The organism is Flammeovirga sp. OC4, from assembly GCF_000812565.1.
Taxonomy (GTDB): domain Bacteria; phylum Bacteroidota; class Bacteroidia; order Cytophagales; family Flammeovirgaceae; genus Flammeovirga.
This window is the reverse complement of the sequence record NZ_JTAM01000006.1, coordinates 79,836-96,452: the sequence shown is the minus strand read 5'-3', so window position 1 is coordinate 96,452 and position 16,617 is coordinate 79,836. Positions and strand designations below refer to the sequence as shown.

Annotated in this window: 10 protein-coding genes; 6 read left to right on the top strand and 4 right to left on the bottom strand. The window is 35.3% G+C overall.

All coding sequences use genetic code 11. The features are described 5' to 3' along the window. Nucleotides 1-127 precede the first annotated feature (127 nt). The 3 genes from hslU to PL77_RS06770 form a co-directional block, all read right to left on the bottom strand. On the bottom strand, nucleotides 128-1,498 hold the full coding sequence (gene hslU, locus PL77_RS06780) for an ATP-dependent protease ATPase subunit HslU (RefSeq protein ID WP_044203126.1): 1,371 nt from the start codon (nucleotides 1,496-1,498) through the stop codon (nucleotides 128-130). Between the two features lie 90 nt (nucleotides 1,499-1,588). After that, the gene (gene porQ, locus PL77_RS06775) at nucleotides 1,589-2,653 is read right to left on the bottom strand and encodes a type IX secretion system protein PorQ (protein WP_044203124.1); all 1,065 of its coding nucleotides are present in this window, start codon (nucleotides 2,651-2,653) and stop codon (nucleotides 1,589-1,591) included. Next, on the bottom strand, nucleotides 2,653-3,891 hold the full coding sequence (locus PL77_RS06770; RefSeq protein WP_044203123.1) for a pitrilysin family protein: 1,239 nt from the start codon (nucleotides 3,889-3,891) through the stop codon (nucleotides 2,653-2,655). Before PL77_RS06770 ends, porQ begins: the two co-directional genes overlap by 1 nt. A gap of 226 nt (nucleotides 3,892-4,117) precedes the next feature. Here PL77_RS06770 and ruvB point away from each other — a divergent pair, with 226 nt between their 5' ends. The 6 genes from ruvB to PL77_RS06740 all read left to right on the top strand — a co-directional run bounded on the left by ruvB (nucleotide 4,118) and on the right by PL77_RS06740 (nucleotide 14,951). Continuing rightward, nucleotides 4,118-5,149, top strand: a complete 1,032-nt coding sequence (gene ruvB / locus PL77_RS06765) for a Holliday junction branch migration DNA helicase RuvB (RefSeq protein ID WP_044203121.1) — start codon at nucleotides 4,118-4,120, stop codon at nucleotides 5,147-5,149. Nucleotides 5,150-5,355: 206 nt separating this feature from the next. After that, the gene (locus PL77_RS06760; RefSeq protein WP_044203119.1) at nucleotides 5,356-7,488 is read left to right on the top strand and encodes a tetratricopeptide repeat protein; all 2,133 of its coding nucleotides are present in this window, start codon (nucleotides 5,356-5,358) and stop codon (nucleotides 7,486-7,488) included. Between the two features lie 48 nt (nucleotides 7,489-7,536). After that, entirely contained in the window at nucleotides 7,537-9,036 is a 1,500-nt protein-coding gene (gene glpK / locus PL77_RS06755; RefSeq protein WP_044203118.1) for a glycerol kinase GlpK, read from the top strand. 114 nt (nucleotides 9,037-9,150) lie between these two features. Then, a complete protein-coding gene (locus PL77_RS06750) occupies nucleotides 9,151-10,344 on the top strand; it encodes an efflux RND transporter periplasmic adaptor subunit (RefSeq protein WP_052444228.1) in 1,194 nt (397 codons plus the stop codon). Then, nucleotides 10,344-13,511, top strand: coding sequence for an efflux RND transporter permease subunit (locus PL77_RS06745; protein ID WP_044203116.1), 3,168 nt, complete (start codon nucleotides 10,344-10,346; stop codon nucleotides 13,509-13,511). Before PL77_RS06750 ends, PL77_RS06745 begins: the two co-directional genes overlap by 1 nt. Nucleotides 13,512-13,514: 3 nt before the next feature. Beyond that, a complete protein-coding gene (locus PL77_RS06740) occupies nucleotides 13,515-14,951 on the top strand; it encodes an efflux transporter outer membrane subunit (RefSeq protein ID WP_082026428.1) in 1,437 nt (478 codons plus the stop codon). A gap of 80 nt (nucleotides 14,952-15,031) precedes the next feature. On the opposite strand, the gene PL77_RS06735 is transcribed toward PL77_RS06740, so the two are convergent. Continuing rightward, complete coding sequence (locus PL77_RS06735) at nucleotides 15,032-16,135, bottom strand: sulfotransferase (RefSeq protein WP_044203114.1); 1,104 nt, start codon at nucleotides 16,133-16,135, stop codon at nucleotides 15,032-15,034. Nucleotides 16,136-16,617 lie beyond the last annotated feature (482 nt).

The following is a 16,617-nucleotide window of genomic DNA, read 5'->3' as shown; positions in this document are numbered from 1 at the left end:
AATATCCTTCACATAGATGGAAGAAAAAATTGCATTTATTTAATATTTACGCTAAAACACAAAAATCCCAACCTCAAATGAATGAGATTGGGATTTATTATTCTAATTCTCTTTTATAATTTGAGACTTAGATAATGTATTGACTTAAGTCTCTGTTTTTCACTAAACTTGAAAGTCTTTCATTGACCATTTCTTTAGTCACTACGATTTGAGCGTTTGCACCAATTACATCTGGCACATCAAACAATAAGTCATTTAATAAGTGAGACATTACCGTGTGTAATCTTCTCGCTCCAATATTTTCTACTTCAACATTGATTTCATAAGCTAAACGTGCAATTTCATCTAAAGCATCTTCATTAAATGATAATTGAACATTTTCAGAACCTAATAATGCTTCATACTGTTTAGTCAACGCATTTTTCGGTTGTCTTAAGATCACTTTAAAATCTTTATCTGTTAAGCTTTGTAACTCTACTCTGATCGGGAAACGTCCTTGTAATTCTGGGATCAAATCAGATGGTTTAGCCACGTGGAATGCTCCTGCTGCCACGAAAAGCATGTGGTCTGTTTTCACAATACCATGTTTGGTGTTCACCGTACTACCTTCTACAATTGGAAGTAAGTCTCTTTGTACACCTTGACGTGATACATCCGCACCATTCTTATTGCCACCACTTGCTACTTTATCAATCTCATCAATAAAGATGATACCAGAGTTTTCTGCTAAACGAACTGCTTCATCCTTCACTTCATCCATATCAATCAGTTTAGAACTTTCTTGATCAACAAGGATTTTTCGAGCCTCAGCAATTGACATTTTTCTTTTCTTCGTTTTCTTTGGCATCATACCATTGATCATTTCTTGAATGTTCATCATTGAACCTTCATCGATCGGTGATCCTCCAATAAAACCTAGATTTCCTCCGTTTTTATCTACCGTTACATCGATTTTTCTTTCCTCAAGTTCTCCTGCACGTAACTTTTCTCTAAAACGCTCTCTTGTCTTTTCGTTCAATTCATGATCTTGAGAAACATACTCACCGTTATTTGTTGAAGGTGTTCCTTTTAAAGGTGGAATCAAAGCATCTAAGATCACATCCTCCACTGCTTGAGCTGTTTTTTCTTCTACTAATGCTTTTTTCTGATCACGAACCATTGTTACGGCTTGTTCCACAAGGTCGCGTACCATACTTTCTACATCTCTACCAACATAACCAACTTCCGTAAATTTTGATGCTTCTACTTTTACAAATGGTGCCTTTGCAACCTTTGCTAAACGGCGGGCAATTTCTGTTTTACCAACACCAGTAGAACCAATCATTAATATATTATTAGGCATGATCTCTTTTTGCATATCGCCAGCTACGTTCATTCTACGCCAACGATTTCTAAGAGCAATGGCTACATTCTTTTTAGCATCGTCTTGACCGATAATGTATTTGTCTAATTCTGCAACAATCTCTCTTGGGGTTAAATATGATGAGTTCTCTAACATGCTATGTTTATCTTTTGTATAACTTCAATTTTTTAGCAATGGATTCTGAATATACGGAGAAGCTCTTCATGAGAAAATTTTATTCTACTCCTATTCAATGACCGTCTTTTTTCTTTTATCCCAGCCTGATGTGGCAACTGCTAATGTCAAACTATTGGTTGCTCCTGCTACGTGATACCAAGCGGCACTATATCCAAAGTCAATGTGCTTTTTAATTTTCAATGATGCTCCTACTGACATTCCAGCTAATCCTTTCACGCCTTGGGTGACCATTTCTTTCCTACGCATTACATTATAGCCGACACGAAGGTTAAGCACTTTTCCTAAAACAAATTCACCGCCAAAGCTAAAATGACGTGACAATTTGTCAGCAAAACCCGGTTCTGTATAAAGATCATTGCCAAAAGCGTCTTTTTCTCCTTTCAAGGAACTGTCAGTATAGGTAATGTCAAACTGATGCAAATGATGATAGGTAATCGAAAAACGGATTGGCATTCTTTCCGGTTTAAAAGATATACCTAACTGAGTATCAAATGGTAATTCAGAATTATCATTTGGTTGATAATCCCTCATTACAAAACCTGCGTTCTTTATTACTAAACCCACAACTAAGTCTTTTGTTGGGTGTATAAAAGCTCCATTCAAGTCAAACATCAATGCATTTGACTTATAAGTTTCAATGGTTGAGGCCGCAAACTTCACATTTGCAGACATCGAGAATACACCTTGCCTTCTTGTATAACTTCCTTGAAACCAGAAATCATTGGCCGTGTAAGTTCCCGTGGAATTGCCCTGATCATCAAACCCATCAAAACTTCCATACCCCATATATCCCATGCCAACTCCAACAATTCCTTTTCCAACTTTGTGAGCATAACCTAATGAAGTTAAGCCTGCAGTAGTATGGTAATCAAAATAATTAAAAGTGACTTTGTTGACTGATTCATCTCCTAAAAGAGCCGAGTTATAAAACATGGCATTGGGATCATCAATTCCTGAAGACACTAAAAAACCTCCTAAACCCACTTGACGTGCATTGGTAGGTACTCCTAAAAAACTATAGGTTTCACTTCCTCCCAATTGAGCAAATGTTGTATGGGTTGGAATAATGAAAGTTAAAAAAATTAAGTACAGATAAATAGATAATTGCTTCATTATCGTTTTGCCTTATAAAATAATGTTGAGCTATTATTCGGATTGAATAAAGTGCTCTTTTTTGTTTCTATTTGATCGATTGTTACCCCTCTTAGCTTCGCTTCTTCTTCATTGATCAAGTTCGGGTTACCGAGCATTGCCCCGTAAGCAATGGACATGGCCCTCGGAAGAATCTCTGTTTTTCCATACGTCATCGAAAATTCTGCTTGATTCTTCACCTTCTCTAAATTTTCGATATCCACTTTTGAACTGATAAAGCCATCAATCACATTTTGAAGTTCACCTTCTGCATCTTCTAAAGCTACTCCATCAGCTGTTTTCCCAGTAATACAAAACAAACCCGGCTCAAATGAACCCGTAATAAATGCTGAAATACCAGAAAAGACTTTCGTGTCTTTTACCAATTTCTCATAAAGTAAAGAAGACTTTCCTCTACCTAAAAGGTCACTAATTAGATCTGTGGAATAATACCCCTCTTGTGACCTTCCTTCCATGTGCCACGCTTTATAAAGTACATCCAATGGTACTTTTTCCTCTACAATCTTTCTTCTTGGAGCCTCTTGAATGGGTTCAACAGGAATATTTCTTTTCGGCTTTTGGCCTGAAGGGATAGGTTCAAACCATTTTTTTGCCAACTGTTTCACCTCTTCCAACTTCACGTTTCCTGCCACTACCATCACTGCATTGGAAGGTACATAATATTTTTGAAAAAATGCCTTTACATCTTCCATTGTAGCCTCTTCAATATGCTTAATTTCTCTTCCAATTGTAGGCCATCGATAGGAATGTTCTTTATAAGCAAGTGCTCTCAAGTGATGCCAAACATCTCCGTAAGGTTGATTAATATAACGCTGTTTGTATTCTTCAATTACTACTTTACGTTGTACTTCTAGTACATTAGGATCAAACGATAAACTCAACATTCTATCAGCTTCCAACCAAAAAGCAGTTTCCAGGTTTTGAGCTGGTAAAGTGATATAATAGTTTGTTATATCTGGTGATGTAAATGCATTATTAGTTCCCCCAACTTTCTGAAGGGGAGTATCATAAGAAGGAATATTGACCGATCCTCCAAACATTAAATGCTCAAATAAATGAGCAAAGCCTGTTTTTTCTGGATCCTCATCTCTCGACCCCACATCATACATTATATTTAAAACAGCAGAAGCGATATTATGATCTTCATGAACATATACTTTCAAGCCGTTATCCAATTCGAACGCTGAGAACTTTATCATTGTGTTATTTTATAATAAGTATATAAAGTTAGCAGACCTATACCACTTTCCAAATTCAAATTAGAGCAAACATTTTAGTAACTTTGTTTTAGAGTTTGTTTTTATCAATGCTTGTCGTTAGAAATAATGCATTAAACATGCTCTTAACAATGGAAATCATGTATTTTTATTCACTAAAAGTCGATTTCACCAAAGAAAAACATCAAAGAAAGTTTTTTCACTAATAATGAGAGAAGATTACTTAAAAGGAGATAATGAAGGATTTTCAGATGCAGAAAGGGATGTTGAAAGAGCATTAAGACCTCTCTCATTTGATGACTTCACCGGTCAACAAAAAATTGTTGAAAACTTAGAAATATTTGTTCTTGCAGCCAAAAAAAGGAGCGAACCTTTAGATCATGTCTTATTACATGGCCCTCCAGGATTGGGTAAGACGACGCTCTCCAATATCATTGCCAATGAAATGGAAGCCGAAATCAAAATCACATCAGGTCCGGTATTAGAAAAACCAAGTGATTTGGCTGGACTTCTTACCAATCTAGAAGACAATGATGTTTTGTTTATTGATGAAATACATCGTTTGAATCCGGTTGTAGAAGAATATTTGTATTCTGCTATGGAGGATTTTAGGATTGATATTATGCTTGATTCTGGTCCAAACGCTAGGACAATTCAAATTGACCTAAATCCTTTTACACTGATTGGAGCAACAACAAGATCTGGCCTTCTAACGGCACCTTTAAGAGCTCGATTTGGCATTAATGCAAGGTTGCAGTACTATGATTCTAAATTGCTGACTTCCATTGTAAAAAGATCTTCAAATATATTAGAAACACCAATCAATGATGACGCTGCTTTTGAGATTGCAAGAAGAAGCAGAGGTACACCACGTATTGCCAATAACTTGTTGAGAAGAACTCGTGATTTCGCAGAAATTAAAGGGGATGGAACCATCACGTTGGACATTGCAAAAATGGCACTTGGTGCTCTCAATGTAGACCAAGGCGGATTAGATGAAATGGATAATCGCATTTTATCTACAATCATTGAAAAGTTCAAGGGTGGCCCGGTAGGTATCACTACAATTGCCACTGCTTGCGGAGACGAAGCTGAAACAATTGAAGAAGTTTATGAGCCATTTTTAATTCAAGAAGGGTTCATCAAAAGAACTTCAAGGGGCAGAGAAGTTACGTTAAAAGCCTATGAACATTTAGGTATGGCACCTCCATCAGATGGTACTCAAAACACCTTGTTTTAGTAACAAAACTCATCATTGTTAAGAAATAAGAAGATTGGGTAAAAAAAAATACCCGATCTTTTTTTTTTACAAAAAAATATTAATATAATTATACAATATATAATACTAATTGTACAATTACTATCGGAAACATATTACTACTAATAATTAACTGCCTCTTTTTATTAACAACAAATTGGGTATACGCTAGCAGTAATCAAACAAACTTGGAGGCACCAAAAGGTCAAGTTATACTTTCTGATTCAATTACTGTTTACCAAAACAAACTAGAGCTGCTTTACAAACAAAGGGCATATGATAGCTGTGTCCAAAATTCTCAACAGTTAATCAAGAGATACCAACATCAGCTGATGTATAAACCATTAGCTATGGTTTATAATGTTCAAGCCAAAGCACACAGAAGAACACACCACTACAAAAAGGGAATAACTGCCGCTATGTCTAGCTTATATTGGGCAAAAAAGACACATCAGGTGGAGCTATTATCTGTGCTATTATTAGAAGTTGCCAGAAATAAAAAGGGATTAAAAAAATATGGTGAAGCTATAGAGACTTACCAAAAAGCTATTGATTATAGCCAAAAGTATGGTGATTTCACTAGTGAATCCATTGCCCTAAATAACATAGGAGCGATCTATAAAATCCAAGGTAAATACACTCAAGCAATTCGACACTATATCAAAGATGCTGAATTGAATTCCAAACTGAACAGACCAAAAGATTTAGCCATTGCCTATAACAATATTGGACAAATTCATTTATTGACTAGAGAGCTAGAACTCGCTAAAAGTTTTTTCTCTCGTTCGAAAGATTTGAGATTAGAATTAAATGATGAATATGGTTTGGCACTTGTATCCAATAACTTAGGTGCAGTTTATCACGAGTTTGAAGAGTATGATAAGGCATTGGATCAATTTTATGTTGCTCTTGCCACTTTTGAAAAATTTAATTCAAAATATAGAGTTGGAGAAGTATACCTCAATATTGCTGACATTCTATTACTCAAAAATAAGTATACCGACGCCATTGCTTTTAGTCAAAAGGGCGGTAAAATATTTCAAGAAATCAAATCTGAAGGAGGACTAAATAGAGCTTACAGAATTCAAGGAGAAGCTTACCTCAACTTAAAAAAATATAATACAGCTTTACAACAACTTCTAAAAACACTAGATAATTATAAAGACGAAAATAATTTCACGCCTGAAAAAAGAAATATCTATAAGCTACTTGTAGAGGTTTACGCCGCTCAAGGAAATTACATAAAGGCCTTTCAAGCTCAAAAAATACTTCAAGAAATTGAAATCAATTTCACAGAAGATGCTAATAAAAAAGACCTCGCTGTTATACATGAGAAATATAATAACAGAGACCAACTACTAAAAATTGATAAGCTTCAGAAGGAAAAAGAACGAAAAGAAGAAGCTATCCATTATCAAAAACAATTAAACTTCTCATTTGCATTAGTCATTGTCGTTTTATCTTCTTTTGGTATTTATGTTTTTATCAACAATAAAAAAATAAGAAAGGCACACACCAGAATCAGGAAACAGAACAAAGCAATAAAAGATATTAATGATGAGTTGACGGACAGTTTGCAATACGCTTCCAAAATTCAGCAGTCCCTTAATAGTATCCCCGAAGAGATCGATCATTTCATTAAAGATTATTTCATTTTACTACGCCCTGCTCAAAAAGTAAGTGGTGACGTTTATAATATTTCGGTCGTAGATCAAAAGATCATTATTTCAATGATGGATTTTGCAGGACATGGTGTACCTGCTGCATTATTGGCAACATTGGGAATCAAAACCTTGAATCAAATCATACAATCTGGTATTACTGCTCCTGACAGAATATTAACGAAATTGGATGAAGTGATGAGTCAAATTTTTGATCAAAATGAAGATATGGTAGGTATTGATATGGCAGTGGTTACAATCAATATGAAAAACCGCACCTTAGAATATTCTGGAGCTAGGAGACCTTTATTATACATCGAAAACGGAGAAAGCAATTACATAAAAGGAACAAAAAGATCTGTTTGTGATTCTTTATCTCCATTCCAATACACTTTCCATAAACACACGATTCCACTTACAAACGATCTAAAATTTTATTTATACTCAGATGGGCTACCTGATCAATTTGGAGGTAGTAGAGGTAAAAAATTCCTTGAGAAAAATCTTCGCAATTTGCTTATTGACAATGCCGAAAAAGACTACAACTCACAAAAAAGTTGTATTGAAGAAGAAAGGTATCATTGGATGAATCCTGATATAAAGACCCAAAACAAACCTACCGATGACACATTGGTGATGGGATTTCATATAAAAATCTAATTATTTTTTTATTTTAGATGATGTAATCGAAAAACAATTGCATCATCTATGAGTAAAAGCAAACAATATATACTCTCTTTAGACCAAGGTACAACAAGCTCAAGAGCTATTCTTTTTGATAAAAAAGGTAAGATTGTTAATTCAGCACAAAAAGAGTTTAAACAATATTACCCTAAACCAGGATGGGTGGAACATGATCCTAAAGAAATTTGGTCAACACAAGCAGCTGTTGCCGCAGAGTGCATTGCCAAAGAAGGACTAAACGGATTAAATATCGCTGGTATTGGTATCACTAATCAAAGGGAGACAACTGTTGTTTGGGATGCATCGAACAGTAAACCCATTTACAATGCTATTGTTTGGCAAGATAGAAGAACTGCAAAATTCTGTGATTCTCTCAAAGAGAAATACGCAAAGATAATTCACAATAAGACCGGCCTTGTCATAGATGCCTATTTCTCCGCTAGTAAAATTCATTGGATCCTCGAAAATGTTCCAGGTGCCCGAAAAAAAGCAGAGAAAGGTCTTCTTCGATTTGGAACTATAGATACTTGGCTCATTTGGCAATTTACAAGAGGCAAAACTTATGTAACTGATGTAACTAATGCCAGCAGAACCATGCTTTTTAATATTCACACGCTAAAATGGGATGAAAAACTTCTAAAAATTTTTAATATCCCCAAGAGTATGCTTCCGGAGGTAAAAAGCAGTAGTGAAGTTTATGCTCAAACCGCAACAACACTTTTTGCAAGTAAAATACCTATTGCTGGTATTGCAGGAGATCAACAAGCTGCCTTATTTGGTCAAATGTGCACTAAAAAAGGAATGGTAAAAAACACCTACGGAACAGGGTGTTTTATTATGATGAATACTGGTAAAGAAGCGATTTCCTCACAACATCAACTTCTGACTACTATTGCATGGAAAATTGGTGATCAAGTGAATTATGCATTGGAAGGCAGTGTCTTTGTTGCTGGAGCTGCAATACAATGGCTCAGAGATGGATTAGGGATTATAAAAAAGGCTCATCATAGTGAAAAAATAGCCAAAGAGGTAAAAAATAATGGAGGAGTAATGTTTGTTCCTGCACTCACAGGGCTTGGAGCACCCTATTGGGATCAATATGCTAGAGGAACATTAATTGGTATTACAAGAGGTACCCAAAAAGGACATATTGTGAGAGCTACATTAGAAGCAATTGCACTCCAATCACAAGATGTCATTGAAGCAATGCAAGCCGATACCCAAGAACATGCAAAAGAATTAAGAGTGGATGGAGGTGCATGTGCCAATAATTTACTGATGCAAACACAAAGCAATATTTCAAACATCAATGTAGTACGTCCTAAAATACTTGAAACAACCGCAATGGGTGCTGCTTTTTTAGCAGGATTAGCTGTTAACTATTGGAAAGACATTGATGAAATCAATAAAATATGGAAAATGGATAAATTTTTTGAAAATAAAATGAGTGATAAAAACCGTTCAATTGCTAGAAATGATTGGAAAAAAGCCGTTCAAAGAAGTTTTAATTGGGAAACAGAATAATTCAATAACAATATATACGAATGGTTTTCAATAGTTCTATTCAATTATAGAATAAATTTTAATAGATTTACTCTAATTATAATAACATACTTAACTACATAATATCTCAAAATAATGACATTAAATTTTTTGAATGCAACTTATAAGATAATAACCCTTGCATTCACTATCAATCTGTTGTTTGGATGTGGTAAAGAAGCTGAGCAACAACAGCAAAGCCAATTACCACAAGTTGAAATTCCAATCACTGAAGTAACTATTCAGGATGTACCCTTAACTAAAGAATTTGTTGGACAAGTTTATGGCACAAAAGATATCCCAATACGTTCCAGAGTAGAAGGATATTTAGAGGGTATTTATTTCAAGGAAGGTAGTAAGGTCAAAAAAGGGCAATTACTTTATAAGGTAGATCCTAAACAATATTCTGCTAATGTGGCCATGCGAGAAGGCCAACTAGCAGAAGCTAAAGTTACTTTAATTCGAGCATCTAATGACCTTGAGCGTATTCAACCTTTAGCGGAACAAAATGCCGTTTCAAAATCGGATCTTGATGCTGCTTTAGCTGAAAAAGGAGCGTCAGAATCTATGGTTGCTGCCGCTGAAGCCAACCTAAGAATGGCTCAAATTGAATTAGGATATACAAGAATTACTTCTCCAATCAATGGTATTATTGGTAAAACAGAAGCAAAAGTTGGAGAATTTGTTGGGAAAGACCCTAACCCAGTCATCTTAAATACAGTTTCGAGAATTGACTCTGTCAATGTGCGTTTCTTTATTAATGAAAATGACTATTTGAGAATGGCAAGATATGCTGTTGCTCAAGAAAAATCGGGGAAGAAGGCATCTAGGTCTGACGAAGAATCTAAAGATAAACTTGATCTAATTTTCTCTGATAATTCAGTATATAAGCATAAAGGTCATTTTGACTTTATTGATAGAAGTGTTGATGCCAATACAGGTGCTATTCTTATTCAAGCCACCTTTCCTAATACAGATGGTTTAATCAGACCTGGACAATTTGCCAAGGTACGTTCGGTGATTGATATCGTTCATGATGGAATTCTTATTCCTCAAAGAGCTGTGATGGAATTCCAAGGGCGTTACTCTGTCTACGTTGTAGATGAATCTGGTAAAGTAGCACAAAGAAGTATTGAATTAGCAAGACATGCTTATAAAGATTACTTCCTTGTAAGGTCAGGCCTCAAAAAAGGAGAAAAAATTGTTTTGGAAGGACTACAAAAAGTTCAAGAAGGAGCAACAATTAAATACAAAGTAGTTCAATTCGAATCACAGTACGAAGGAGTATAATGAGCAAGGAACAAATAAAATCAAACTTTTTTGTGAGGCGACCAATTGTCGCCATGGTCATTGCCATTATTATGACCATCGTTGGTGCTGTTTCAATTACAGGGCTTCCAATTGAACAGTACCCTAACTTGACTCCTCCTATTGTAAGAATTAGTGCAACGTATACAGGAGCAAGTGCATTAAACGTAGAGCAATCAGTTGCTACTCCATTAGAACAAGAGATCAATGGTGTAGAAAATATGATCTATATGAAGTCCATCAACTCCAATGATGGTACTCTACAAATACAAACATCATTTGATATTGGTACTGACCCTGATATGAGTACAGTATTTACACAAAACCGTGTTGCTACTGCTACTCCTAAACTACCTGAAGGTGTAAAAAGAACAGGTGTAAAAACGGAAAAGTCATTACCTAACATTTTGATGCTAATTACACTGACCTCTCCTGATGGTAGGTTTGACCAAAACTTCTTAGGTAATTACTCTTTGATCAATATTAAAGATGTATTAGCAAGAACAAAAGGTGTTGGTAGTGTATCCGTATTAGGTACTTCAGATTATTCGATGCGTATTTGGGTGAAACCTGATCGATTGGCAAAATTAAATTTGACAATACCTGAGATTACAACTGCTGTCAATAATCAAAACGTCATTGTTCCTGGTGGTAAATTTGGTGCAGAACCAGCGCCAAAGGGAACTGAATTTACTTATACAGTACTTCTTCCTGACCGTCTTCAATCTGAAGAAGAGTTTGGAAATATTGTCGTAAGAACCAACAAAGACGGTAGTCAAGTTCTTTTAAGTGATGTTGCTCGTATTGAATTAGGGGTAGAAACTTATTCTGCATTTACACGTCTGAATGGAGCTAATTGCGCCGTAATCGCCGTTTATCAAGCTCCAGGTTCAAATGCGGTAGCATTGGCAGAAGAAATGATCACAAAGATGGATGCTTTAAAAGAAGATTTCCCTAATGGAATCGCATACGAAGTATCCCTCGATTCTACAAAACCGATTACAGCAGGTATCAATGAAATCATTGAAACATTATTTATTGCCTTATTATTAGTAGTACTTGTTGTATATGTTTTCATCCAAGACTGGAGAGCAACCTTAGTACCTACCATGGCGATCCCTGTTTCTTTGGTAGCAGCATTTATGCTGTTCCCACTATTAGGTTTTACCATCAACGTATTATCACTATTAGGTCTAGTACTCGCCATTGGTATTGTAGTGGATGATGCCATCGTAGTAGTAGATGCCGTGCAAGTTTATATAGAAGAAGGATACAGCCCTAAAGACGCTACTAATAAAGCAATGGGTGAAGTAACTGCTCCTGTAATTGCCACTACTTTAGTGCTTGTAGCTGTATTTATTCCAGTAGCAGGTATGGCTGGTATAACCGGTCGACTCTACCAACAATTTGCCATTACGGTTGCCGTTTCAGTATGTTTTTCATCACTTAATGCCTTAACATTATCACCTGCACTTTGTGGATTGATATTAAGGAAGAAAGAACCTGTTGGTGGACCTCTAGGTGCGTTCTTTAATGTATTCAATAATATTTTTGATCGATCAACGAATTCTTATTTGAGTGTAACAAAAATCGCTACACGTAAAATACTAATGAGTTGTCTATTTATTGGAGGTACATTATTAGCAGCTGGGTGGTTAGGTGTGAAAGTTCCTGTAGGTTTTATTCCTGAAGAGGATCAAGGGTATATCTTTATTAATGCCCAATTACCTGTTGCTTCTTCATTACAGAGAACAAATGAGTTATCTAAGAAAATAGAAAAGATTGCAGCTCAAGTTCCTGAAATCGAAATGAACACTACAGTAGCTGGTTATTCACTTCTTTCAAGTAGTATGTCTACCAACTCCGCCTTTTTCTTTGTAACTCTTAAGAATTGGGACGAGAGGGAATTGACAGCAAAACAAGTTGTACAGAAATTAAACTACTTATTTGCTACCCAAATCACCGAAGCAAAAGTATTTGCCTTTGGTCCCCCTGCAATTCCAGGTTTAGGTAATGGTTCAGGATTTAGTATTATGGTACAAGATAAAGGAGGTAACACCCCTGACTACTTGGCCAACTTTACGAATGAATTTATCAGAGCAGCGAATGCAAGGCCTGAAATTGGAATGGCATTTACGACATTTGAATCTAGTGTTCCACAACGTTTTATTGATATTAACAGAGATAAAATTTTAAAACTTGGAGTAAGCTTAAATGATGTATACACTACATTCGCAGCTTTCTTAGGTGGTTCTTATATCAATGACTTTAACCGTTTTGGTCGTCTTTATCGAGCTTATGTACAAGCCGAACCTGAATACAGAAACGACGAAAAGCAATTGGATATGTTTTATGTTAAATCTTCAAACGGTTCCAATGTTCCACTTTCAACACTAGTAACCGTTGAAAAGATTAGTGGTCCTGAATTCACCAATAGATTTAACCTTCTAAGATCAGTAGAAGTAACGGGTTCTCCTGCACCAGGATATAGTTCTGGTCAAGCAATGGATGCATTAGAAGAAGTAGCAGCAGAAGTATTACCGGATAATATGACCTATGCTTGGAATGGTATGTCTTATCAGGAAAAGAAAGCATCTGGTTCAGTATTTATCATTTTTGCGTTCTCTTTACTCTTCGTATTCCTAATCCTTGCAGCACAGTACGAATCATGGTCAATGCCATTTAGTATTCTACTAGGAACACCTTTTGCCATATTCGGAGCCTTTTTAATGATATGGGTCGCAAGATTTTTCAGTGAAAGTTATGAAAACAACATTTTTGCTCAAATTTCACTAGTAATGTTGATTGCCATGGCTGCAAAGAATGCCATTCTAATTGTAGAATTCGCCAAGTTAAAGTTTGATGAAGGGCTATCATTATTCGATGCTGCTATCAAATCTGCAGAATTACGTTTTAGACCTATTCTTATGACAGCCTTTTCTTTTATTCTTGGTGTACTTCCTCTTGTTATAGCAACAGGATCTGGCGCTGAAGCTCGTAAAGTAATGGGTATGGCACTACTTGGAGGTATGGGTATGGCCACAATTTTAGGTCTTTTCTTATATCCAATGTTATTCGTCCTTGTAGGTAAACTTGCGAAATACGAAGAAAAAAGAGATAAAGAAATTCAAACTAACGGAGAGGCATAAATCATGAAAAACTTAATTATATCAAATCGAAACCGTCTCCTAGCCAGTTGCATTATTTTACTCTCCTTATGGAGCTGTAAAATGGGAAAGAATTATGAGGCTCCAGATATCACTTCGCCTTCTGAATATCGTTTTGGAGTTGATACTCTTGTTTCAACAGAAAATGATACTATCGGTTGGTGGACATTGATTCAGGATCAAGTTTTAGACAGCTTGATTACTGTCGCTCTAGAAAACAATCAAGATGTAAAAGTGGCGATGCAAAGAATTGTTGAGGCCGAAAAACTTTACAGAATTCAAAAAGTAAATACAAGACCGCAGCTTGGGTATGATGCCAATTATTCCTACGGAACTTACAGTGGTTTTATATTACCTGAGGGAGCGAATGGAAATTATTTCGGAGGGGCAAGCCTCAATTGGGAAATAGACCTTTGGGGAAAGAATAAAAGATTGTCTGAAGCTGCAAATGCCAATTATTTAGGGACAGTATACGGACTGAGAGCTGTTCAAATTAGTTTAATTTCAGAAGTAACAGCAGCCTATGTTCAGTTACTCGAAAATAGAGCTAGCTTAGTGGTAGCACAAGAGACGCTTGCTTCGAGAGACAGTTCAATGATCATTATGGAGGCTAGATACAGACAAGGTACTATTCCAGAACTCGATCTTAATCAAGCTCAGATTCAGCAAGCAATTGCAGAAAGTAGTATTCCAATTTATAAAAGGGGTATTGCATTATCTGAAAACTTACTATCTGTACTAATTGGTACTAGTTCTAAAAGTTATGTTGCTGGCTTGGCTTTGGAAAATCAAATTAAGCCTCCAGTGATTCCTGCAGGCATTCCTTCAGACCTATTAAAGAGAAGACCAGACATACTAAGAGCTGAGCAAGATATTGTTGCTCAAAATGCTCAAGTGGGTGCTGCTATTGCCAATCGTTTTCCAACAATTAGTATTACCGGAGTAGGAGGTATTGCTTCTCAAGCTTTGAATGATGCAGCAAGTGGACCTGCTGTAGGTTGGAACATTGGTGCAGGTTTAACAGGTCCTTTATTCCAATGGGGAAGAAATAAAAGACAGGTTGAAGTTGAGAAAGCAAGGCTTGAAGCTTCTATTCAAGAATACGAACGAAGTGCTATTCTAGCTTTTAGAGAAGTAGAGGATGCATTGGCATCTATTCAATTCTATGAAGAGGAACGTATAGCAAGAGAAAAACATACAAGAGCCGCTGTCAATGCAGAATACCTATCTAAACAAAGATATGATAGAGGTGTTACCAGTTACTTGGAATACCTTGAACAACAAAGACAAGCCTTTGATGCAGAATTAAATCTTGTAAAGGTCCAAAGTAATATTTTAACGGCTTATATTCAATTATATAAGGCTTTAGGAGGAGGCTGGATCACCCCTCAAGAACAACAAGACGCTCAAGAGAATAATTAATTTATACTGAATGAGTAATAAAAAAATGGAGTAGATGATGAATCTACTCCATTTTTTATGTGATCTATTAACAATGCTGTTTAAAGCATGTCATAATTCCATTTTTCAAAAGCATAACTCCAGTTGGAGTTTACTTTATCAATAGTTTCCTGTGGGAAACTATAATTATGCTTTTTATGTGACCCCAAACTATCCAAATAGTTTTGCATTGTGTCTTTTACCTTACTAAAATCCCCTAAGTTCAATTGCTTGTAGATATTATCTAGATATCCAAGGTTATCTTTTGAAAATTCTTCATACTTGATTTCCACAAGATTCTCTGAAGGAATCGATAATTTATCTTGCTCATACTTATCATACATCTTAGTAAATACCTTCAAAATATTATCACTTAGTTCTTCATCTGTAATCGATTGGAACTGTTGGCTAGGTAAAACCCCTTTGAAGAACCTAAAAGTAGAACCATACACTTCATACGGGTTTCTGTAGATATATATAAACTTGGCATTAGGGTATATCTTCAATAACTCATCTACTCTAGCAGTATGAGGAGGATTTTTTGACAAGAAACGCTCACCTTTAGTTTGCCATAAAGCAAGTTTAGCGAAACGTTCATATGTTGTTCTCCAATGCTGCTTTTCATCTTCTGACAGGCCTTTTCCTAACAAGAACTTATCAAAGATTTTAATAGTGTCCTTAGGGAAGTACCAAAAGTAATAATATGACATATCATGTAAATTACCTAAAGCGAATTCTTCTTCTTGAGGAAAGGCTGGATCTAACTTCAAACCATCGGCAGGTCTTTCTTTTGGCATCATCATTTTCATAATGGGTCTGAAGATATTTCTTCCAAACATTAACGCGTTAGGAAACACACTTTGGAACGTATTCACAAAACCAAATTGAGGATCCTTACTTAATAAGTTATGTAAGTGAGTTGTTCCACTTCTCCAATGCCCTAATACAAATACAGGATCTTTATCAGTTTCAATTTTATCGACCTTCTTGTATAGCCAATTTTGATTGATAGCCTCTACAGGGTAACAAAGATTTCCAATTAATTTTGCTTTGTTGAATTTGCTCTGATACTGCGGTTCAATTTTATATTGGTTTTCTAATTTAGAGAAATTTTTGTGTGAGCTTCCTACAAGGGTCGCCATTTCTAAATTGTCGAATGATGCCATATTTTTGGGAAAATTAAGTTAAAAACACATTTAAAGAATACGCTGTTACTGAAAATAAGAATGATTTAATTAATATTTATTGGGAATTTAAACATACACTATAAGATGTAATATTTAATCGATAAATTAACTTTTTTGGATATTTGAATAAAAAAGGGAAATAAGGTCTGAAAATTATTTTTGGGCTCTAAAACAATAGTATTTATAATAATTTTAACAAATAGTATTATTAATTTAATAAAAATCAAGAATTTTGTTAACAAACATTGTGCTTTTAAATTGTTTTTAATACTATTGCATCAACGAAATAACTCAGTAAGAAATAAAACAATTATTAGTTTTTTCGTTCCACTTTAATAGATTATAAAGCAAACATTACTACATTTTTTAAAACTAAGTGCAAAAACAAACTTTCAACTTTTTCTATAAACTAAATTTGCACCCAATTTTTTTGATATACTAGCTCAATTAAAGAACTATAC